This is a genomic window from Rhizobium sp. AN73, assembly GCF_030757975.1.
GTDB lineage: Bacteria > Pseudomonadota > Alphaproteobacteria > Rhizobiales > Rhizobiaceae > Agrobacterium > Agrobacterium arsenijevicii.
This window is the reverse complement of record NZ_JARWME010000001.1, coordinates 1,251,947-1,273,742: the sequence shown is the minus strand read 5'-3', so window position 1 is coordinate 1,273,742 and position 21,796 is coordinate 1,251,947. Positions and strand designations below refer to the sequence as shown.

The window sequence follows — 21,796 nt, the reverse complement described above, 5'->3', positions numbered from 1 at the left end:
TCCTCGCCGGTCGCTATACTACATGCCTTTCGGCACCAGTATCTGCGGCTGGCGGGGAAGGTTTCTCATCGAGACCCGGATGATCTCATCTTTTGCGTAGGCAATCTGGAAGCTTTCTCCAAACATCGTCAGAAACTGCTCCAGCGGCGGCCCGGTGCGGTGCATCGGCAAGATCAGCGCGGAACGCAGACGCTTGACCACGCGGCTCATGCTGTCCGCACCCATCGTCAGGCCACCATCCACCGGCACCATCAGCACATCCAGACGGCCGATCTCGGCATAATGCGCGTCCGTCAACTCATGGTGCAGATGGCCGAGATGGCCGATGCACAGCCCCGCAACCTCGAAGATGAAGATGGAATTGCCGTTTTCCTGAAAGGATTCGTAATCGCCCCAGCGGTTGCGGATGTCGGTCGCGACATTGCGGATATAGACATCACCCACCAGAAGCTTGTGTTCGGCCTTTTCTCCCGGCGTATCGCTCCAGCCGTGCAGCACATGTTGAATGGCGGGATCGGGGCTGAGTGTGAAATGCGTCGTATGCGCCCGGTTCATCGTCACCACCGTCGGGGTGACGGGTGGGCGATAGACACCGTTATAATCGGTGGCGATGGTCACGCCGCCGGGGCTTTCGATGAGATAGGTGGAATGGCCGATGAAGCTGATCTTCACCTCTTCCCTGGCCGTTGCCTGTGCAAGCTGGACACCTGCCGGCTTGAAGCTGGCGAACATGACGCCGGGAATGTTGCGGGCGATCGCCTGGCACTGGCTGACGGGAGGGCGACTTTCAGTCTGGGCAAAGGCCGCTCCCGCACAGGTGAGCAATCCCGCTATGGCAAGCATTAGCACGCGCAGCATCATGCCACTCCCTCGAACTTGCGAAGAAGGGAGGATGGGACAGGTTTTGCCGGGCGTCCAGTTTCAAGAGCGGTGGAGCGCTCACAATCTCGTCATTGTGAACGTCTCATCAGAAGGCGGAAAGCCTATGCCCAGAAGGACGGGAGGGTTTCGGCAAGCCGTGGCCCAAGGCGCAGCGGCGCGATCTTTTCCGCAAGGCCTGTGCGGTCGGAGATCTCCACACCGACACCGCAGATCGTCGCAGGGCCGCTGGCGGCCTCGAAACGACCCTTCGGCATTTTGGAAATGAAGCGGTTGATCGGCTCTTCCTTCTCCATACCGAGCGAGCTGTCGTAGTCGCCGCACATGCCGGCATCCGACATATAGGCCGTGCCGCCGTTCAATATCTGGGCGTCGGCGGTCGGGACATGCGTGTGGGTGCCGACGACAAAGCTTGCACGCCCATCGACGAAATGACCGAAGCACTGTTTTTCGCTCGTCGCTTCCGCGTGGAAATCGAAGATGATGGCGTCGGCCTGCTCTTTCAGCGGGCAGGCGGCGAGAATATTCTCGGCCGACTTGAAGGGGTCATCCAGTTCCGGATGCATGAACACCCGGCCCATGATGTTGGCAACCAGCACGCGCGCACCGTTGCGGGCATAAAAGATACCCGAGCCCTTGCCGGGCGTACCGTCGGGATAATTGGCGGGTCGTAGGAACTGGTCATGCCGCTCGCAGAAGGAGACCGCTTCTTTCTGATCCCAGACGTGATTGCCGGTCGTTACCACATCGGCACCGGCATTGATGGTCTCGAGATAGATATCCTCGGTGATGCCGAAACCGCCGGCGGCGTTTTCACCGTTGACGATGACGAAGTCGAGCTTCAGGTCGGAAACCAGCCCCGGCAATCTGTCCCAGACAGCCGTACGTCCGGTCTTGCCAACCATATCTCCGAGAAAAAGAAGCCTCATTCACCCGCCCCGATCTTGCGCATGTTCCTAGATTTGCGTCCCCTCTAACGGGTAATCCATCTTTTAAAAAGTGCTAAAGCGCCTTTTTCCCATCAGGCATCAACGGTTGCGCGGAAAACCAGCGCAGGCCGCTCTCCGTCAGAATGGCATGCAGCGGCACGTCATGCGCTTCCGCCGGCACCGATGGCACTTCCTGACAATCGAATGCGATACCGATGAGAACGGGTGTTCGGCCTTTGCCGTGCAATCTCGCGATCGCGCGGTCATAGTGGCCGGCGCCGTAACCGATACGCTGGCCCTGCCCGTCGAAGACGGAAAGCGGAACGAGCAGAATATCCGGATCGAGAACATCCGCGTCCTCGCCCGGACCGGTCGTGCCGAAGCCCGTCTTGACCAGCGGCGTATCCGTCTCGAAGGCGCGGAAAACGATGGTTTCGCGGTTTAGTACGACGGGAAGGACAATGCGCCCACCCCTTGTCCGCAACGCCTCCATCAGCGGCCGGATATCGGCCTCGGAACGGATCGGCATGAAACCGGAAATGACAGTAGCCGGCGCGAACGGGATGGCGGATGCACCACAGGCCGTCATCGCCTCGCTCTTCTGCTGCCGTTCGGCTTGCGTCAGCGCATCACGCGCGGCAAGCCTTTCGCCGCGCAGCCTTGCTTTTTCGGCAATGTCGCCGGGCATCAGGCAGCCCGGCTCACGAGTACCTTGTCGATACGGTGTCCGTCGAGGTCGATGACTTCGAAACGCCAGCCGTTGCGGGTAATATGCTCACCCAGTTCCGGTAGGCGGCGGAACTCGTCCAGAACCAGACCGGCGACGGTCTCGAACTCGGCGTCCTCATCGATCTGGAACCCCATGCGGTCGGCAAATTCGTCGGCGGGCATCCAGCCGGCAACGAGGAACGAACCGTCCTCACGCTCGACCATGGCCGGTTCTTCGTCATTGTCTTCCTGGAATGCGCCGGTAATGGCCTCCAGAACGTCGCCGGAGCTGACGATACCTTCGAAATGGCCGTATTCGTCATAGACCAGCACCATATGCACGGTGGAACGGCGCAGCGACTGGATAACATCCACCGCACTCGTCAGATCCGAAACGACGGGAACTTCGCGCAGAAGCTCGCGGACATTCAGCTCATTGCCGGATGCCAGCGCATCGAAAGCGTCCTTGGCGAAAAGTACGCCCAGAATTTCGTCGGAAGCACCGTTGCGCACGGGCAGGCGCGAACGCTGCGTTTCGCGAAGCTGCACACGGATTTCTTCCGCGGTGTCTTCGATATCGACCACTTCCACATCGCGGCGCGGCGTCATCAGGCCGCGTGCATTGCGGTCTGCAAGGCGCATGACGCTGGTGATCATCGCCGATTCCTCGGTCTCGATCACGCCGGCGCTATGGGCTTCCGCCAGAACCGTGCGGATTTCGTCGTCCGTGACAGATGCATTGGATGTGCCGCTATGGCCGAGAAGCGCTAGAATGGCCTTGCCGGATTTATCGAGAAACCACACCAGCGGCGCGCCGACCCTGGAGAGCATCACCATGGTGGGCGCGACGCGCGCAGCGATTTTTTCCGGATCGCGCAGCGCAATCTGCTTTGGCACCAGTTCGCCGACGATCAGCGACAGGTAGGTGATGGCGACAACCACGGAGCCGACACCGAGCGCATCGGCAACCCGGTCGGGAACGCCCTGTTCCAAAAGCCATGCCGTGAACCGGGCGCCGAGGGTGGCGCCGGAAAACGCACCGGAAAGAACGCCGACCAGCGTGATGCCGATCTGAACCGTGGAAAGAAACCGTCCGGGATTTTCGGAAAGGCCAAGCGCCAGCGGAGCGCCTTTGCTGCCTTGCGCGGCAAGCACCTTGAGCCTCGCCGGTCTGGAAGAGACAACGGCAAGCTCGGACATGGCAAGCACACCGTTCAATACGGTGAGCAGGACCACGATCATAATTTCAGTAAACAAGTTTAGCTCATTGGGCTGTTGAACGGCACGTCGCGGTTTTGGCCGCAGCGCCCTTTTTGTAAAAGGGCATGACAGACATACCAGTTGGGATAATAGGGCATTGTTCCGCCATTGCAATGACGGCAGTATAAAAAAGCCGTATCCGGCAGCAACGAAAAATAACTGTCGACAAAATAACTGCCAGAAGAAGAACCGGGGAGTGACCCGAAACTTCAAGCGCGATCCACGGCGACCGATGGAGATTTACGATCCTGGGTGCCTACAAATGTAGGTGGGCGCCATATGTCCAGTCCCACGGGACTGGCCAGGGACAGCTCCCTTTGGATCGAGTATGGCCCCAGGGATTGTGGTTCCTGTCGGGAAGCGCAGAACGCTTCCTAGATATAGGACGTATCGAACCAAACCACCAGAGGGTTACGAGCGAATTTTACGGCTGAAGAGCTTTGCCGGCGATCAATGTGCCGCAGGCTTTGGCCGCGCCAGCAACTTTTCGGTAATTCCGTTCAGGCGGTCGGCAAGATCACCGATGGCGACGGCGACCATCTCGTCCGATTTCGCCTTATGCTCGGCCATGCCATCACGATTACGGGAAAGGGAAGCAACCTCCCCCTCCAGTTTCTCGATCTTGCGATTTAGCTCGGAAAGCTCGTCCATCACCATGATACCAGACATGACGGTCAGGCGCAGATCGCCGATTTCGCCGAACTGGCTCTTGAGATGCCCGACGTAACGGTCGAAACGGGTGGCAAGGTCGGTCAGATGCTCTTCCTGCCCCGCCTCGCAGGCCATGCGGTAGGCCTTGCCGTCGATCATAACAGTAACTTGCGCCATGAACCCGCTCCCTATCGATCCAGCACCGCGCGGATCGTCTCCATCGCCGTCACCAGACGACGGGAAACCTCGCGGTTGACTTCCTCGAGACGGTTGGCGCGAAACTCGGCCTGATCAAGCTCGTGCGCGAGCCTTGCGCGGTCGACATGGACCCGCTTGACCTCGTTATCGATCTCGCCCGTCTCCCTTTGCCGTTCGATACGCATATCGATGGCATTTTCGAGATTTGTGATGGCAGCGCTCAGCTCCGTCACCGCAGATTGTACGGTCTTCTCAGCCGACATCGTTTTTTCCAACTCGCAAGTAACCGGCCGAATCGTCCGGTTTCAGGCCTTTTCAACATTCAGGAGGTTATTACCCGATTTATCATCCCGTCAATCAAACCAGTGCATTGAAGCGTTTTGCTCTGTGGATGAACGAGGAGGCGCCGACACATATCGCACGAATTTTCTTTGGGCGCCCGATTTTCTAAACGATTTTTATCCTTGAGAGAACCGCAATTGCCCGTGGATTTATTGACTTGCCTGCCTCACCTGCTATGGATCAACCCGCTTTTTGGATAGTTGCGTAAAACTATCTCCTTTCACCCGGAAACAGACGGAAAAGCCATGATTTCTCGCGACAAACACGACCGGATGGCCAATGCGATCCGCTTTCTTGCCATGGATGCAGTGGAGAAGGCCAATTCCGGCCATCCCGGCCTGCCGATGGGCGCAGCTGATGTCGCCACCGTTCTTTTCACCCGCTTTCTGAAGTTCGATCCCAAAAGCTCGCTGTGGCCGGATCGTGACCGCTTCGTGCTGTCTGCGGGCCACGGTTCGATGCTGCTTTACTCGCTGCTCTATTTGACGGGCTACGAGGACATGACGATCGACGAGATCAAGCGTTTCCGTCAGTTCGGCTCCAAGACCGCCGGCCATCCCGAATATGGCCACGCGACCGGCATCGAAACGACGACCGGCCCGCTCGGCCAGGGCATCGCCAACGCCGTCGGCATGGCTATTGCCGAACGCAAGCTGGAAGAGGAATTCGGCTCCGACCTGCAGAGCCACTTTACCTATGTGCTTTGCGGCGACGGCTGCCTCATGGAAGGCATCAGCCACGAAGCCATCGCGCTTGCCGGCCACCTGAAGCTCAACAAGCTCGTTCTGTTCTGGGACGACAACAACATCACCATCGACGGTGAAGTTGGTCTTTCCGACAGCACCGACCAGATCGCCCGCTTCAACGCCGTTCACTGGAACACCATCCGCGTCGATGGCCATGATCCGGATGCGATTGCAGCTGCCATCGAGGCCGCGCAGAAATCCGACCGCCCTACCTTCATCGCCTGCAAGACCGTGATCGGTTTCGGCGCGCCCAACAAGCAGGGCACCCACAAGGTGCACGGCAACCCACTCGGCGCCGAAGAAATCGCAGCAGCCCGCAAGAGCCTCAACTGGGAAGCGGAAGCTTTCGTCATTCCGGAAGACGTGCTCGATGCATGGCGTCTCGCAGGCCTGCGCTCCACCAAGACCCGCCAGGACTGGGAAGCCCGTCTTGAAGCGACCGAAGCGGGCAAGAAGGCCGAGTTCAAGCGCCGCTTCGCCGGCGATCTGCCCGGTAACTTCGACAGCTCGATCGATGCCTTCAAGAAGAAGATCATCGAGAACAACCCGACCGTCGCCACCCGCAAGGCTTCTGAAGACTCGCTCGAAGTCATCAACGGCATCCTGCCGGAAATGGTCGGCGGCTCGGCGGACCTGACGCCGTCCAACAACACCAAGACCAGCCAGATGAAGTCCATCACGCCGACGGACTTCTCCGGCCGTTACCTGCATTACGGCATCCGCGAGCACGGCATGGCGGCGGCGATGAACGGCATCGCGCTGCATGGCGGTCTCATCCCCTATGCCGGCGGCTTCCTGATCTTCTCGGACTATTGCCGTCCGTCGATCCGCCTTGCCGCGCTCATGGGCATCCGTGTCGTCCACGTTCTGACGCATGATTCCATCGGCGTCGGCGAAGACGGCCCGACCCACCAGCCGGTGGAGCAGATTGCAGCACTTCGCGCCATTCCGAACCTCCTCGTCTTCCGCCCGGCGGATGAAACCGAAACGGCGGAATGCTGGCAGCTGGCGCTTGAGCAGAAGCATCGTCCGTCTGCCCTGGCACTCACCCGCCAGAACCTTGCACCCTCACGCAAGGAATATGAAGAGAAGAACCTTTCCGCTTACGGCGCTTACGAACTCGTATCCGCAAGCGATGCCAAAGTTTCGATCTTTGCATCCGGTTCGGAAGTCGAAGTGGCGCTCAAGGCCGCCGCAACGCTGAAGGACAACGGCGTTTCCGTCCGCGTCGTTTCCGTTCCCTGCTTCGAGCTCTTCAAGGAACAGCCGGAAACCTATCGCAACGCCATCATCGGCAAGGCTCCGGTCAAGATCGCGGTGGAAGCCGCCATCCGCCAGGGCTGGGATTACTTCATCGGCTCCGACGGCGCTTTCGTCGGCATGCATTCCTTCGGTGCGTCCGCGCCGGCGAAGGATCTCTTCAAGCACTTCGGCATCACGGCGGAAGCTGTCGTCGCCGCAGTCGAGGCAAAACTTGCATGAGGGCTTCCCAAGCCCTCACATTCCACAAAGACCAAGCACATATCTTGTTCGGGAGACTGTAAATGACTGTAAAAGTTGCCATTAACGGCTTTGGCCGCATCGGCCGCAATGTTCTGCGCGCCATCGTCGAATCCGGCCGCACCGATATCGAAGTCGTTGCCATCAACGACCTCGGCCCGGTTGAAACCAACGCCCATCTGCTTCGCTACGATTCTGATCCACGGCAAGTTCCCTGCCGACGTGAAGGTCGAAGGCGACACGATCATCGTTGGCGGCGGCAAGCCGATCAAGGTGACGGCCGTTCGCGATCCGGCAACGCTGCCGCACAAGGAACTCGGCGTCGACATCGCGCTCGAATGCACGGGTATCTTCGCTACTCGCGACAAGGCAGCGGCACACCTGACGGCAGGCGCCAAGCGCGTCATCGTTTCCGCTCCGGCTGACGGCGCAGACCTCACGGTCGTTTTCGGCGTCAATGACGACCAGCTGACGAAGGACCATCTGGTCATTTCCAACGCGTCCTGCACCACCAACTGCCTCGTGCCGGTCGTGAAGGTTCTCGATGACGTCGTTGGCATCGATCATGGCTTCATGACGACGATCCACTCCTACACGGGCGACCAGCCGACGCTGGACACCATGCACAAGGATCTGTACCGCGCCCGCGCCGCAGCCCTGTCCATGATCCCGACCTCGACGGGTGCAGCCAAGGCCGTTGGCCTCGTTCTGCCGCACCTCAAGGGCAAGCTGGACGGCACGTCGATCCGCGTTCCGACCCCGAACGTTTCGGTCGTCGACTTCAAATTCATCGCCAAGCGCGACACGACGGTTGAGGAAATCAACGAAGCGATCAAGTCCGCCGCCAATGGCAAGCTGAAGGGCATCCTCGGCTACACCGAAGAGCCGCTGGTCTCCCGCGACTTCAACCACGACAGCCACTCCTCGATCTTCGCGATCGACCAGACCAAGGTCATGGAAGGCAAGTTCGTGCGCGTTCTGTCCTGGTACGACAACGAGTGGGGCTTCTCCAACCGTATGTCGGACACGGCCGTCGCATTTGCGAAGACCATCTAAGCAAAAGCCAGAATTGGTGAATTAGAAAAACCGGCAGGAGTAATCCTGCCGGTTTTTGTTTGCCGAAAAAAATGCCGACGGGACGAGGGATCCCGCCGGCGTCGATCCAGAAGCAAGGCGGGGCGCTTCGGATCGAAAACCATCGCCCGGCAAGAGGCGCATGAGACCAAGCAGGCCAAGTCTGATGAGCCACACAACCCGTTATTTCTTGTTATTGATGATAATTTGATCCGAACTGCTACCGCTCCAGATCGTATCGAAAGTCTGTTGCCTCAAATCGCTTTGCTGCATGGAAAGCTTCATCATGCAGTCAGCGAAATCCCGCGACCCTTCAGGGTAGCCAAACACCCGGCAACGCTCGCGTTGCGCGGCCATGTTTTCAGCCGTTTGTTCCGTGCTGGAACAGCCCGAAACAATCGACCCCGCCGCCAATAATGCAATATATGTAATAGTAGATATCCGTTTCATCCGATCGCTCCGGTAATGATAAAAGCAACTCGGACGCGACAACTAACGTAGCTGCATTGTCTCTATGTTACATGATGGCACTGGCAGTCGAATTTGTTTCGGCCAGTTATCCGCTGTTCTTCGGCAGTCGCATGATGCGTGGAACGCACCGCATTCAACGCCTTCCGCCGCACCTTGCACGCTTTGCCGACACGTCGAAAAAATTCCCATTTCCTGCCTTTGTGTAGTCCACTTTGAGACGGACAAGAGGACAGGGATAACGGACGTGCGCAATGCACCTCGGCCCTGCCGTATCATTCGATACACCCCGCCTTGCGTCGCCTTTCAACGCCACCGACACCAGCGCTGACAGACCGCAACCCGTGGCGCATTGACTGCGGACGTGCAGAGCTTTCATTGCGGCGGCCAGCGCGGTTTGAAAGAGGCGGTGGACGTGGAATCATTTTATCTTCTGTTGCTGGTCGCAACTGTTCTGGTTCTCGTCGCAGCCTTCTCAAGCCTCATCGCCTTCCGGTTCGGCGCGCCGCTATTGCTGCTCTTCCTGATGATCGGGCTTGCGGCAGGCGTGGATGGCCTCGGCATCCAATTCACCAACAATCCGCTGGCCTATATGCTCGGCTCGCTGATACTCGCCGTCATCCTTTTCGATTCCGGTTTCGGCACGCCCCTGCAATCGTTCCGGCTTTCGGTGGCACCGGCCGTCGCACTCGCCACCGTCGGCGTCATCCTTACATCCGTCTTTTTCGCGGGCGCGGCCGCCCTATTGCTCGGGCTTTCCTGGCTGGAGGGTCTGTTGCTCGGCGCCATCGTCGCATCCACGGATGCGGCGGCCGTGTTCTTCCTGCTCCGCATCGGCGGCATCCACATCCGCGATCAGGTGCGCTCGACGCTTGAGGTCGAATCCGGCACCAATGACCCCATGGCGATTTTCCTCACCGTTGCCCTGGTCGAGATCATCGCCAAGGGACAGGGGCTCGCCGGCATCGATACCGGCTTCCTCTTGCTGTTCATCGAGGAAATGGGCCTCGGCGTAATTTTCGGCCTGCTCGGCGGCGTCATGATCGCCACCGTCGTCAATCGTTTCGCCGCCGACCGCGGGCTGGCGCCGATTTTCGTACTGGCACTGGCGTTGCTGGTGTTTTCCTTCACCGGCGCAATTGGCGGCAGCGGATTTCTGGCGGTCTATGTGGCGGGTATCGTTGCCGGCAACCGCAGGATCTTCGCCAAGGAAACCATCCGCCGTTTCCATGAGGGGCTGACGTGGCTGGCCCAGATCATCATGTTCCTGATGCTCGGCCTGCTCGCCACGCCCTCGCAATTTCCGGCGATTGCCATTCCGGCCGTGCTGCTTGCGCTTTTCCTGATCTTCGTCGCCCGCCCGCTTGCGGTGTGGCTGAGCCTGATGCCTTTCAACTATACCCAGCAGGAAACGTCCTTCGTGGCGTGGGTGGGCCTGCGCGGCGCGGTTTCCATCCTGCTTGCCATCATGCCCATTCTTGGCGGGCTGGACGATGCACAGATCTATTTCAATGCCGCCTTCATCATCGTGCTGGTGTCGCTCCTGCTGCAGGGCTGGACCATCAAGCCAGTGGCCACAAGGCTGGGGCTGATCGTGCCGCCGCGCATGGGCGAGGTCGACAAGCTGGAAGTGGACCTTCCCGGCACCGCCAATCATGAACTGATTTCCTACCGCGTGGCCAAGGGCAGCGCTATCATGCATGGCGAACGTATTCCGCGCTGGGCGATGCCCTCGCTGGTGGTGCGCGACGGTAAATCGATCCGCTACCAATATGCCGGACGCCTGCGTGAAAACGATCTCGTTTATCTGTTTATCGCACCCGGCTATATCAGGCTGATCGACCGCTTGTTCGCAAGCGCTTTGCCGGTCGCAGATGACGACGCCGATTTCTTCGGCACTTTCGCAATCTCACCCAGCCGTCCGGCAACGGAACTCGACGCTGCCTATGGTCCGGGCATCATTTCGCCTGCCGAACACGCCATGAGCATCGCGGAACTTATCGAAGCACGCCTTTCAGGCAAGGCGGATTATGCCGACCGGGTTCGCCTCGGCTCCATCGTTCTCATCGTTCGGGCACTGGATGAACATGAGGCGATCACCGGCGTTGGCATTTCGCTTGAGCCGGTCGAACCGGCCATCGGCCTGCCGATCTTCATCAGCTTTTCGGAAATCCTGCGCCGTGCGCGCGCGCATCTGGCGCAGCGGCGTCGGATGCGCTCGGCCGATGCCGGCGAAGGCGTTTCCGCACCTGCGAACGGGGCAAGAGAAAATGAGGTCTGACCGGCTTGCGTCGTCAATCAGGCATAGTATGGTCCGTCCCGAACTCGCAACAAAATCAGGATCGACCCATGCCCGCCTTCAAGACCATCGACGACCTTAACGACATTGCCGGAAAGCGCGTCCTCGTCCGTGTTGATCTCAACGTGCCGGTTGCGGATGGCAAAGTGACGGACAGGACCCGCATCGAGCGGGTTGCGCCCACCATTCTGGAACTCTCCAAAAAAGGCGCAAAAGTTATTCTGCTCGCCCATTTCGGCCGCCCGAAGGGTGAGCCGATGGCCGACATGTCGCTGTCCCTGATCGTGCCTGCCGTCGCGGACGTGCTGGGTCACGCCGTTTCCTTCGCATCCGATTGCATCGGCGCACCGGCTGCCGTCGCGGTCGCGAAAATGAACAATGGCGATATCCTGCTTCTGGAAAACACCCGCTTCCACAAGGGTGAGGAAAAGAACGATCCGGCATTTGTCGAGGCTCTTGCAGCCAATGGCGATATCTATGTGAACGATGCCTTCTCGGCCGCCCACCGCGCCCACGCTTCCACCGAGGGTCTGGCGCGTCACCTGCCGGCCTATGCCGGCCGCACCATGCAGGCCGAACTTGAGGCACTGGAAAAGGGCCTCGGCCAGCCGGTACGCCCGGTGGTCGCCATTGTCGGCGGCGCGAAGGTTTCCAGCAAGATTGATCTCCTGATGAACCTCGTCAAGAAGGTCGATGCCCTCGTCATCGGCGGCGGCATGGCCAACACCTTCCTTGCCGCGCGCGGCGCACAAGTCGGCAAATCGCTCTGCGAACACGATCTGGCCGAAACCGCAAAGCAGATCATGATCGAGGCCGCGACATCCGGCTGCGCGATCGTCCTGCCGGAAGACGGTGTGGTTGCCCGCGAATTCAAGGCCGGTGCGGCTAACGAAATCGTCGATATCAATGCCATTCCCGCCGACGCCATGGTTCTCGATGTCGGCCCGAAATCGGTCGAAAGCATCAAGGCCTGGATTTCCCGCGCGGAAACGCTGGTCTGGAACGGCCCACTCGGCGCCTTTGAAATCGAACCCTTCGATGCGGCAACCGTGGCAGCCGCAAAACATGCAGCCGAATGCACCAAGGCGGGCAAGCTCGTCTCCGTCGCCGGTGGTGGCGATACGGTCGCGGCGCTCAACCATGCCGGCGTCTCGGACGATTTCACCTATATTTCGACAGCGGGCGGCGCCTTCCTCGAATGGATGGAAGGCAAGGAATTGCCGGGCGTTGCCATCCTGACCGCCGCCAAGTAAACTTCCCCTACTTGCCTGACATGGGGCCGGACAAGCGATGCTTGTCCGGCCTTGTTTTTTGGTAAGTGCGCATGGGAGGAAAAGTTTCAAACGATTGAAACCATTTCAATCGTTTCAATGAGTTAGCGCGCCATTTCCCTGCCCTGGAACTTCTGTTATCGGGAATTTATTGTGCCTTGGGAGAATAGCAAATGACCGAACGTCTCGAAGACATTGCAATCAAAATCGTTGCCGACGGCAAGGGCCTGCTGGCTGCCGACGAATCCACAGGAACGATCAAGAAGCGTTTCGACAGCATCAATCTGGAGTCCACCGAGACCGCCCGCCGCGACTATCGCGAAATGCTGTTCCGCTCCGACGACGCCATGAAGAAGTACATCTCCGGCGTCATCCTTTACGAAGAGACCCTGTTCCAGAAGGCAGCCGACGGCACGCCTTTCGTTGATATCATCAAGGCCGCCGGCAGCCTGCCGGGCATCAAGGTGGATGTCGGCGCCAAGCCGATGGCTTTCCATCCGGGTGAATTCATCACCGAAGGTCTCGACGGTCTGTACGAGCGCCTGCGCAAGTACCATGAGGCCGGTGCCCGCTTCGCCAAGTGGCGCGGCGTCATCACCATCGGCGAACAGCGTCCGAGCTGGGGCTCGATCAAGGCAAACTCCCAGTCACTCGCCCGTTACGCCGCTCTCTGCCAACAGGCGGATATCGTGCCGATCGTGGAGCCGGAAGTCCTTATGGACGGCGAACCCGGCACGCACGACATCGATCGCTGTGCGGAAGTCACGCAATGGGTTCTTCAGACCGTGTTCGCCGATCTGTTCGATGCCCGCGTCAACCTTGAAGGCATGATCCTCAAGCCGAACATGATCATCGACGGCAAGAAGGCCCGCAAGGCTTCCGTCGAGGAGGTGGCGGAAAAGACCGTGAAGGTTCTGAAGGCAACCGTGCCATCAGCTGTTCCGGGCATCGCCTTCCTTTCCGGCGGCCAGTCCTCCGAAGAGGCGACGGCGCATCTCTCCGCCATGAATGCCGGTTACGACCTGCCCTGGTCGCTGACCTATTCCTACGGTCGCGCCCTTCAGGATACCGCGCTCAAGACATGGGGCGGCAAGCAGGAAAATGTCGCTGCCGGCCAGCGCGCCTTCACGCACCGCGCCGCCATGAACAGCCTTGCCGCCAAGGGCAACTGGAAGCAGGAACTCGAAAAGGCAGCCTGAGGCCCCGGCAACAGACATGCAGAAAAATCAAAGCCGCCCCAACGGGCGGCTTTTTTATTTACGGACGAAGAAGCAGCGTCAACGACCAGATGACGAAGGCTGCAACCGCGATCTTCCAGCAATCGCCTCTTTTCCTGAGGCCCGGCAGGCCCAAGGGACGGATGATCTGCACGATCATCGCCAGCAGTAAAAAAAGGCCGATCGCCTTTGTCATTTATTGAGCCTTTTCTTTATTTCTGCATCGTCACAGGCTGGACATTTTTACCGTTCAACAGAAGAGTGCAACTCATTCGGGTAGCCCCCGTCTTATGGCCTGCCGACCATACGTCCGAACGCATGAGAGTGTCTTCATGAGCAGAAATCTTCTACCCGTATTCGCTCTTTTATCCAGCACTCTGTTTCTTTTTCTCGGTAACGGCCTTCAGGGTCTCGTCCTGCCCATGCGCGGCTCGGCGGAAGGCTATTCCAACGAAATTCTGGGCTTTCTCGGCACCTCCTGGGCAGCGGGCTTCGTCATCGGTTGTTTCGTCGCGCCCGCCATCGTGCGCCGTGCGGGGCATGTGCGGGCATTTGCCTCCTTCGTGGCGCTGGTCTGCCTGACGGTGCTGATGACCGGCCTCATCATCGACGACGTCTGGTGGATTGCTCTCCGCGCGCTCACCGGCTTCTGCACGGCCGGCACTTCCATGATCATCGAAAGCTGGCTGAACGAACGCGCGACCAATGAGAGCCGCGGCATGATCTTTTCCTCTACATCGCCATCACGCTGCTTGGCGTCGTGGCGGGGCAGATGATCGTGCCGATGGGCGATATCAGCAACAACTCGCTGTTCATGATCTGCGGCATCATTTACTGCATCGCGATTCTGCCAGCCACGCTATCGAAGGCCGACAGCCCGCAGCCCTTGCAGAAGGTCAAGCTGGATTTACCCGCCCTTTACCGCAACTCGCCGGTTTCCTTCATCGGTATCCTGATGATCGGCATCGCCAACGGTGCTTACGGCACGCTCGGCGCCGTTTTCGGCGCACGGGCGGGTCTTGATCCGACCATGATCGCCATCATGGTGTCCGTCACGATCTTCGTCGGCGCGCTCGCGCAATTTCCGGCCGGCCGTCTTTCGGACCGCATAGACCGCCGTTATGTGCTTGCCGGACTGGCCGGTCTTGGCGCAGTCGCGGGTCTGGCCGTTGCGGCCGTGCAGCCGCACGATGTCTATGTACTTATCCCGATGATCGCCATTTACGGCGCCGCCGCCAACGCGCTTTATCCCATCGCCGTGGCCCACGCTAACGACTACGCGGCATCAGAAGACTTCGTCAAGGTTTCGGGCGGGCTGCTGCTGCTTTACGGCATCGGCACCATCATCGGCCCGACACTCGGCGGCGCGGTCATGACCTACTCCGGCCCCTATGCGCTATTCTTCGTGACGGCCGTCGCCCATGTGCTGATAACGGCCTATGCCATCATCAGAAGCCGTCAGCGCGCCGCCCTTTCGACCGACGAGAAGGACAATTTCTCGACGATGATGCCGACAACGCCCTCGCCGCTCGTCACGCCGGAAAGCATTGCGCTTGACCCGCGCGCGCCGCAATATCCAGAGGACGATGGCGACTATGTTGAAAAAGGAGCAGGCATATGACCCTCTTTGACGATGACCGTCCGCAAAAACCCGTGGCGCACGAGATCGGCAGCGATCTCAGCCTTCTTTCGGTGGACGAGTTGAGCAACCGTATCGACCTCCTGCAGACGGAAATCACCCGGCTTGACGAGGAGAGGAAAAGGAAGTCCGCCGGCCGACTGGCGGCGGAGAACCTCTTCCGGTCCTGACCAGCGGCCCCAGCAAAACCTCCGGCCCAGTCTTCCAGCGATAGACTGCGGCCACTACGGTAAACGAGACTAAAGATTCTGGTGCAGTCTTTCGTTTACCATTAACCAAAAATTAAGCTTTCTGAGAGATTACTATACATGTCCAGTTCTTCTGGACCTCAGGCATCTTCTCCATACGGCGAATTGGTCTGATTTTTCTCCCTGTTTTACCTTGAGAGCCGCTTTCGCGGCTCTTTTTTTACCGGTCGCCGGAATTCGTAAAACTGTGGGTATTAACCCTTCTTTAATAATTGCCTTGCGCATTTCGGGTAAAGATACCATCCTGAAAACACTAAAGGCCGGAACAAAATATCCGGGTTGTCGTTGCCTGACAGTGTGATGCGTGAGCAGGGATTTAAAGAAAATGTCGGAACAGGTCTTAAATACCATAAGCTTTGCGGGTCACGCGGCTGCGTCAAACCAGTTCAAGACCCTCTATACCGAAGGCATGACCCTGGTTGAGGAAACGGCCAGTTATCTCGATGGCGCCGGGCGCACAGCTTCCAAGGTTCTGCCGCGCATGGCCTCCGTCCTTTATGCGGCGGAATCGATGCGCCTCACCACCCGCCTGATGCAGATGGCGTCTTGGCTGCTTCTGCAGCGCGCCGTCAACAATGGCGAAATGACGCGGGATCAAGTTCTCAGCGAAAAGAGCAAGGTGCGGCTCGACAGCTTCAACGTCGACCGTAATGCGCCGGGCTGGAACGACCTGCCGGAGTCCTTCCGCGACCTCATCGAACGGTCGCTCCGCCTCCAGAACCGCGTCGCCCTTCTCGACCGTGAAATCTACCGTCCGTCCGAAGCCGCCAAGGTGCCGGACAACGAAAATAGCGTGCAGGCGCAGCTTAACCTTCTGCGCACGGCTTTCTCGATCAACTGAGAAAAGACCACATTATCCGGACAATTTGAAAAGCAGGCTCATAGGCCTGCTTTTTTGTTTTTGGAAGGGTACAGAAATATCTAGGCATGAAATAATAAATTTCATTGTCACAATTCATATTTTAGTACACATCTACAGCACAACGATAGGAACAAAAATGCGTATCCTTAAGTATATTATGGCTACGTCCGGTTGCGCTCTACTAATTGTCGCTTTTATTATTGGCAAAGAATTCTGGGATATAAACGAAAAGATTGACCGGTGCTTTGATGACTACTCTCCGGCATACATCCATGATGACGCCGCGAGAGCCGCTGCCTGTGATTGACCAAACCAGGAACCCGTAAAATTTAAGGTCTCTGGCCGCTATCAACAAAACTGTCGCAATCACCCTAAGGCAAATCCAGTCGAAACAGGGCAACAAAAAAGCCCGGTAAAACCGGGCTTTTTTTAAATGATCCGTCCACAAGTGGATTAGAGGCCGAGGCCGCCGAAACGCTTGTTGAACTTGGAAACGCGACCACCGCGGTCCATAAGCTGCTGGTTGCCGCCCGTCCATGCCGGATGGGACTTGGGGTCGATTTCAAGGTTCATGACTGCGCCTTCCGAACCCCAAGTGGAGCGGGTTTCGTATTCGGTGCCATCGGTCATGACGACCTTGATCGTGTGATAAGCGGGATGGATATCAGCCTTCATGACAATCTTCCTGGTTAAGTGACGTGCGGTCCATTTGCCGCAATTGCGTCAACTGAGCCATTTCAATAAATGAAGCCATAGACCAGATGGGCTATGGCTTCCCAATTCGATGCGGAGCCTATACATGAAGGTCGCCCAGATAACAAGAGCCTGCTATCCCCTTGTGAAAGGAGATGGCCGCAGGGGCTGGAATTTTACCGAACGCCGGAAATTCACCCGCAAAAGGCCCAAAAACGGCACTGAATGAGGAGCATAGAGGACGTGGCAGACATTGACGAGCAGAAAGCTGCGAAACAGAGAAGTCTGAAGCCGCTTCTTGGCCTGTTTCCCTATCTCAGGCGGTATCGTGGCCTGATGGCGGCAGCCCTTTTTGCGCTTGTGCTTTCCTCCGCCACGACACTGGCCCTGCCGCTTGCCGTTCGCCGCATCATCGATCACGGTTTCCAGACACCGGACGGTGGCATGATCAACAGCTATTTCGCCGTGCTTCTGGCGATTGCCGTCCTTCTCGCTCTCGCCAGCGCCATGCGTTATTATTACGTCATGACCATCGGCGAAAGGGTCGTTGCCGATCTGCGCCGCGATGTCTTTGCCCATCTCACCACGTTGTCGCAGCAGTTTTTCGATGCTAACCGGTCCGGTGAGCTGACTTCGCGGCTGACCGCCGATACCGTACAGATCCGCTCCGCCTTCGGCTCCTCCGCGTCAGTGGCGCTGCGCAACATCATCATGTGCTGCGGGGCGGTGGCGATGATGATCTATACCAGCCCTGGTCTTTCCGGCCTTGCGCTGCTCGCCATTCCCTTCATCGTTTTTCCGCTGATTGCCTTCGGGCGCTCGGTTCGCGCCCGCTCCCGCAACACGCAGGACACATTGGCCAATTCCGCCGCCTATGCTTCGGAAACGATCGGGGCAAGCCGCACCGTGCAGTCCTTCAACGCCGAGGCGCTCGCAAATGCCCGTTACGGCGCTTCCGTGGAAGCCGCCTATCAGGGCGCGCGCGCGGCGATTGGCGCTCGCTCCATCCTCACCGCGGTCGCCATCGCGCTCGTCTTCGGCAGCGTCGTCGGCATTCTCTGGTATGGCGCGCAGAGCGTTTTGTCCGGCAGCATGACGGCCGGTACGCTCGGCCAGTTCGTGCTTTATTCAGTCATCGCGGCAAGCGGCCTCGGCCAGCTCTCGGAAGTCTGGGGTGAACTGGCGCAAGCGGGCGGCGCAGCCGAACGGCTTTCCGAACTGCTGAACGAACACTCGCCCGTTGCCGAACCTGCAGCTCCCATCTCGATGGTTCAACCGCCGCGCGGCGAGGCCGAATTCGAGGATGTCGGCTTCATCTATCCGCTCGCAACCGGAGGCCCGATCATCTCCGGCCTGTCCTTCAAGGTCAATGCCGGCGAAACCGTCGCCATCGTCGGCCCTTCCGGTGCGGGCAAGAGCACGGTCTTTTCGTTGCTGATGCGGTTCTACGATCCGCAACAGGGCCGCATCACGGTCGATGGCACCGATATCCGCACCGTAAGCCTGGCTGATCTGCGCGCGCGCCTGTCCATCGTTCCGCAGGATGTGGCGATATTCGCCTCCTCCATCCACGATAACATCGCATTCGGCCGCCCGGATGCGACACGCGAGGAAGTCCGCGTTGCCGCCACCGCTGCGCAGGCGGACAGCTTCATCGCCCGACTAACCGATGGATATGATACGCAGGTGGGAGAACGCGGCGTCACGCTTTCCGGCGGTCAACGCCAGCGCATCGCCATTGCCCGCGCCATCCTGCGCAACGCACCGATCCTGCTTCTGGACGAAGCGACCTCCGCACTGGATGCGGAAAGCGAAACGCTGGTGCAGAAGGCGCTCGACGAGCTGATGAAGACCCGCACCACTATCGTTATCGCCCATCGCCTCGCTACCGTGCTCAAGGCAGACCGCATTCTGGTGATGGATGAAGGCCGCATCATCGAGGAAGGCACGCACCAGAGCCTTATCCGCCAGAACGGCCTTTATGCGAGGCTTGCCCGCCTGCAATTCCAGACAGGCCCGGACGAGTTGCGCGCTCAAGCTTAATCACGCCAGCACGCTGCGCCCCGCAACACGGCCCGAAAACAGGCAGCCCCCGAGGAATGTGCCCTCCAGCGCATTATATCCGTGCATGCCGCCACCGCCGAAACCTGCCACCTCACCGGCGGCATAAAGACCCGGCACCGGGTTACCGGCGGCATCCAGCACCCGTGCCTCAAGGTCCGTATGCAGGCCGCCCAGTGTCTTGCGCGTCAGCACATGCAGGCGCACGGCAATCAGCGGCCCCTTTGCCGGATCGAGCAACCGATGCGGTTTTGCGGTGCGCATCAGCTTATCGCCGAGATAACGCCGCGCGCCGTGGATCGCCGTTACCTGCGCATCCTTGCTGAAGCCGTTTTCGATCTCCCGGTCGCGCGCCTCTATCTGATGGCGGATGTGGTCTATATCCAGCCGGTTATCGCCGCTGATCGCGTTCATCGCCGTCACAAGCTCTTCCAGCGTGTCGCGAACGGCGAAATCCTCGCCGCGCTCCATGAAAGCCCGCACCGGTCCCGGCGGTTCCTTGCCCAGCCGTTTCAACAGCAACCGTATATCCTTGCCCGTCAGATCCGGATTCTGCTCCGAGCCGGAAAGGGCGAATTCCTTCTTGATGATCGCCTTGGTCAGAATGAACCAGCTATGGCCGCTACCGCGCTCGCCCAGCATCTTGAGTGTGCCGAGCGTATCGAAACCCGGCATGGCGGGTGCTGTGAGCCGATTACCATCCGCATCACACCAGAAGGACGAGGGGCCGGGCAGAATGCGGATGCCATGGTTTGGCCAGATCGGATCGTGGTTTTTCACGCCCTCGGTATAGTGCCACATGCGGTCGCGATTGATGACGGTTCCCCCCGCCGACTCAGTGATGCCAATCATCCGGCCATCCACATGCGCGGGCACACCGCAGACCATGCTTGCCGGAGGCTTGCCCAACCGTTCCACCGGCCAGTTGCGCCGCACCAGTTCCTGATTACCGCCAATACCGCCGGAGCTGACGACGACCGCCGAAGCCGCAAGCGCAAAATCCCACTGCTCCTCCCGACTGCTCCGTTGACCACGCAACACGGGATCTGCTGCCAGAACAGCGCCTGAAATACCGGTGACCCTGCCGTCGGTGATATCCAGACGGTCGACCCGGTGACGAAACCTAAGGACAAGCCGGCCGCTTGCCGCCATGGCCTTCGCCTTTTCAACGAAAGGCGCCAGCACGCCGGGACCCGTGCCCCAGGTGACATGGAAACGCGGAACGGAATTGCCGTGGCCATGGGCAAGCGCACCGCCGCGCTCGGCCCAGCCGACCACGGGAAACCAGCGCATGCCCAGCCGGTGCAGCCATTGGCGTTTCTCGCCGGCGGCGAAATTGAGATAGGCCTCCGCCCAAAGACGCGGCCAATGATCTTCGGAACGATCGAAACCGGCCGAGCCGAACCAGTCCTGCCTCGCAAGATCGAGACTGTCGCGCACCCGCATCCGGCGCTGCTCGGGACTATCGATGAAAAACAGGCCGCCCAGTGACCAGAAGGCCTGCCCACCGAGGTTCTGCTCGCCCTCCTGATCCACGAGGCAAACGCTGAAACCACGCTCAACGGCCTCGGTGGCCGCGACCAGGCCGGCAAGCCCCGCACCGACAACGATCACATCATATCGCTCCATCAGCTCCTCCCAGACATGACGGAATTACCTTTACGCGAACGTAAATTTAACTGCCGCCCAAGGCAACCGCTATGATGTGGTCCGGGATTTCAGCGCTCGGTCAGCTTGAGTTCGATACGACGGTTCTGCTGGCGCGCTTCCGGCGTGTCGCCTTCAGCAATCGGCTGATATTCGCCGAAACCGGCGGCCACCAGCCTGTTTGCCGGAACACCCTTGGAAATCAGGAATTTCACCACCGAGGTCGCCCGCGCCGAAGAAAGTTCCCAATTGTCACGGAAACGGCCGGCACCGGAAAGCTGGACATTGTCCGTATGGCCATCCACGCGCAGGACCCAGTTGATTTCCGCCGGGATTTCCTTGGCAAGATCGATCAGCGCCGCTGCTAGCTTCTCCATCTCCGCCTGCCCTTCCGGATTGAGCTCGTTGCCACCGGAGGGAAACAGTACTTCGGACTGGAAGACGAACCGGTCGCCGACGATGCGGATGTTTTCGCGGTCCGAGAGGATTTCGCGCAGGCGCCCGAAGAAGTCAGAGCGATAGCGGTTGAGTTCCTGAACCCGCTGCGCCAGCGCTACATTGAGACGACGGCCGAGATCGGCGATCTTGACCTGTGACGAGGTATCCTTGGCTTCCGACGCCTGCAGGGCGGCTTCCACCGAGGCGATCTGCGCCCTCAGCGCCGCAATCTGCTGGTTGAGCAACTCGATCTGCGCGGAAGCGCGGGAATTGGCCTGTCTTTGGTCGTCCAGCTCACCGGTCAAACTGCCGATCCGGGCATTGGCGCTTGCATTGTTGCCCGATCCCGCATCGAGAAGCGACTGCAGGCGCGAACGCTCGTTTTCCGATGCGGCAAGGGTGGATTGCAGGCTTGCCAGCGCGTCCTCGATATCCTGCTTGTTGCCTTTTTCCATGGCCAGAAGTTCGGTCAGCTCGGCAATCTGGCTGTTGAGGCGCGTCAACACCTCGTCCTTGCCGGTGATTTCCCGCGACAGGACGAATTGCGCCAGCACGAAGACCGTCAGCAGAAACATGATGGCCATGAGCAGCGTCGATAGCGCATCGACGAAACCCGGCCAATAATCCACACCCCTGTCGCGGCGGCGGTTGCGCGCAAGCGCCATG

General features: G+C 59.3%; 18 protein-coding genes, 1 other RNA gene and 2 pseudogenes. 9 read left to right on the top strand and 12 right to left on the bottom strand.

The features are described from left to right. Positions 1–18: 18 nt before the first annotated feature. From RBH10_RS05640 to RBH10_RS05610, 7 genes are all read right to left on the bottom strand, one after another. Complete coding sequence (locus RBH10_RS05640; RefSeq protein WP_281038837.1) at positions 19–861, bottom strand: MBL fold metallo-hydrolase; 843 nt, start codon at positions 859–861, stop codon at positions 19–21. A 122-nt stretch (positions 862–983) separates the two neighbouring features. Next, complete coding sequence (locus tag RBH10_RS05635) at positions 984–1,808, bottom strand: TIGR00282 family metallophosphoesterase (protein WP_045023767.1); 825 nt, start codon at positions 1,806–1,808, stop codon at positions 984–986. 73 nt (positions 1,809–1,881) lie between these two features. Next, positions 1,882–2,496, bottom strand: coding sequence for a 5-formyltetrahydrofolate cyclo-ligase (locus tag RBH10_RS05630; RefSeq protein WP_281038836.1), 615 nt, complete (start codon positions 2,494–2,496; stop codon positions 1,882–1,884). Further along, positions 2,496–3,758 (bottom strand): hemolysin family protein, encoded by a 1,263-nt coding sequence (locus RBH10_RS05625; protein ID WP_045023763.1) that lies wholly within the window; start codon positions 3,756–3,758, stop codon positions 2,496–2,498. The genes RBH10_RS05630 and RBH10_RS05625 overlap by 1 nt, the downstream gene beginning before the upstream one ends. Positions 3,759–3,989: 231 nt before the next feature. Continuing rightward, positions 3,990–4,148: non-coding RNA, 6S RNA (gene ssrS / locus RBH10_RS05620), on the bottom strand. A 78-nt stretch (positions 4,149–4,226) separates the two neighbouring features. After that, on the bottom strand, positions 4,227–4,604 hold the full coding sequence (locus RBH10_RS05615) for a cell division protein ZapA (RefSeq protein ID WP_045023758.1): 378 nt from the start codon (positions 4,602–4,604) through the stop codon (positions 4,227–4,229). A gap of 11 nt (positions 4,605–4,615) precedes the next feature. Beyond that, positions 4,616–4,888: a DUF4164 domain-containing protein gene (locus tag RBH10_RS05610; protein ID WP_003511407.1), complete on the bottom strand. Its 273-nt coding sequence runs from the start codon at positions 4,886–4,888 to the stop codon at positions 4,616–4,618. 324 nt (positions 4,889–5,212) lie between these two features. Between RBH10_RS05610 and tkt the strand changes: the two genes are divergently transcribed. Further along, entirely contained in the window at positions 5,213–7,195 is a 1,983-nt protein-coding gene (tkt, locus tag RBH10_RS05605; protein WP_045023756.1) for a transketolase, read from the top strand. A 62-nt stretch (positions 7,196–7,257) separates the two neighbouring features. Beyond that, a pseudogene (gene gap, locus RBH10_RS05600) lies at positions 7,258–8,269 on the top strand (type I glyceraldehyde-3-phosphate dehydrogenase). 201 nt (positions 8,270–8,470) lie between these two features. Here the strand turns inward: gap and RBH10_RS05595 are convergent. Beyond that, the gene (locus RBH10_RS05595) at positions 8,471–8,737 is read right to left on the bottom strand and encodes a hypothetical protein (protein ID WP_045023753.1); all 267 of its coding nucleotides are present in this window, start codon (positions 8,735–8,737) and stop codon (positions 8,471–8,473) included. A 433-nt stretch (positions 8,738–9,170) separates the two neighbouring features. On the opposite strand from RBH10_RS05595, the gene RBH10_RS05590 reads away from it, so the two are divergent. The 3 genes from RBH10_RS05590 to RBH10_RS05580 all read left to right on the top strand — a co-directional run bounded on the left by RBH10_RS05590 (position 9,171) and on the right by RBH10_RS05580 (position 13,524). Then, entirely contained in the window at positions 9,171–11,036 is a 1,866-nt protein-coding gene (locus tag RBH10_RS05590; RefSeq protein ID WP_281038834.1) for a potassium/proton antiporter, read from the top strand. Positions 11,037–11,104: 68 nt separating this feature from the next. Beyond that, entirely contained in the window at positions 11,105–12,307 is a 1,203-nt protein-coding gene (pgk, locus tag RBH10_RS05585; RefSeq protein ID WP_281038833.1) for a phosphoglycerate kinase, read from the top strand. A gap of 191 nt (positions 12,308–12,498) precedes the next feature. Next, entirely contained in the window at positions 12,499–13,524 is a 1,026-nt protein-coding gene (locus RBH10_RS05580; RefSeq protein ID WP_045023749.1) for a class I fructose-bisphosphate aldolase, read from the top strand. A 58-nt stretch (positions 13,525–13,582) separates the two neighbouring features. Here the strand turns inward: RBH10_RS05580 and RBH10_RS05575 are convergent, their stop codons facing one another. Further along, entirely contained in the window at positions 13,583–13,738 is a 156-nt protein-coding gene (locus RBH10_RS05575; RefSeq protein ID WP_281038832.1) for a hypothetical protein, read from the bottom strand. Between the two features lie 136 nt (positions 13,739–13,874). On the opposite strand from RBH10_RS05575, the pseudogene RBH10_RS05570 reads away from it, so the two are divergent. The 3 genes and pseudogenes from RBH10_RS05570 to RBH10_RS05560 all read left to right on the top strand — a co-directional run bounded on the left by RBH10_RS05570 (position 13,875) and on the right by RBH10_RS05560 (position 16,270). Then, positions 13,875–15,163 (top strand): annotated as a pseudogene (locus RBH10_RS05570) (MFS transporter). Then, the gene (locus tag RBH10_RS05565) at positions 15,160–15,351 is read left to right on the top strand and encodes a DUF1192 domain-containing protein (RefSeq protein ID WP_045023745.1); all 192 of its coding nucleotides are present in this window, start codon (positions 15,160–15,162) and stop codon (positions 15,349–15,351) included. Before RBH10_RS05570 ends, RBH10_RS05565 begins: the two are co-directional and overlap by 4 nt. 403 nt (positions 15,352–15,754) lie before the next feature. Beyond that, entirely contained in the window at positions 15,755–16,270 is a 516-nt protein-coding gene (locus RBH10_RS05560) for a DUF1465 family protein (protein WP_281038831.1), read from the top strand. A gap of 474 nt (positions 16,271–16,744) precedes the next feature. Here RBH10_RS05560 and rpmE read toward each other — a convergent pair whose 3' ends face one another. Then, positions 16,745–16,966 (bottom strand): 50S ribosomal protein L31, encoded by a 222-nt coding sequence (rpmE, locus tag RBH10_RS05555; RefSeq protein ID WP_003506183.1) that lies wholly within the window; start codon positions 16,964–16,966, stop codon positions 16,745–16,747. 261 nt (positions 16,967–17,227) lie between these two features. Between rpmE and RBH10_RS05550 the strand changes: the two genes are divergently transcribed. Further along, on the top strand, positions 17,228–19,027 hold the full coding sequence (locus tag RBH10_RS05550; protein WP_281038830.1) for an ABC transporter transmembrane domain-containing protein: 1,800 nt from the start codon (positions 17,228–17,230) through the stop codon (positions 19,025–19,027). Here the strand turns inward: RBH10_RS05550 and RBH10_RS05545 are convergent, their stop codons facing one another. After that, entirely contained in the window at positions 19,028–20,674 is a 1,647-nt protein-coding gene (locus RBH10_RS05545) for an FAD-binding dehydrogenase (RefSeq protein ID WP_281038829.1), read from the bottom strand. A gap of 89 nt (positions 20,675–20,763) precedes the next feature. Continuing rightward, positions 20,764–21,795: a peptidoglycan -binding protein gene (locus tag RBH10_RS05540; RefSeq protein ID WP_281038828.1), complete on the bottom strand. Its 1,032-nt coding sequence runs from the start codon at positions 21,793–21,795 to the stop codon at positions 20,764–20,766. Position 21,796: the final 1 nt, after the last annotated feature.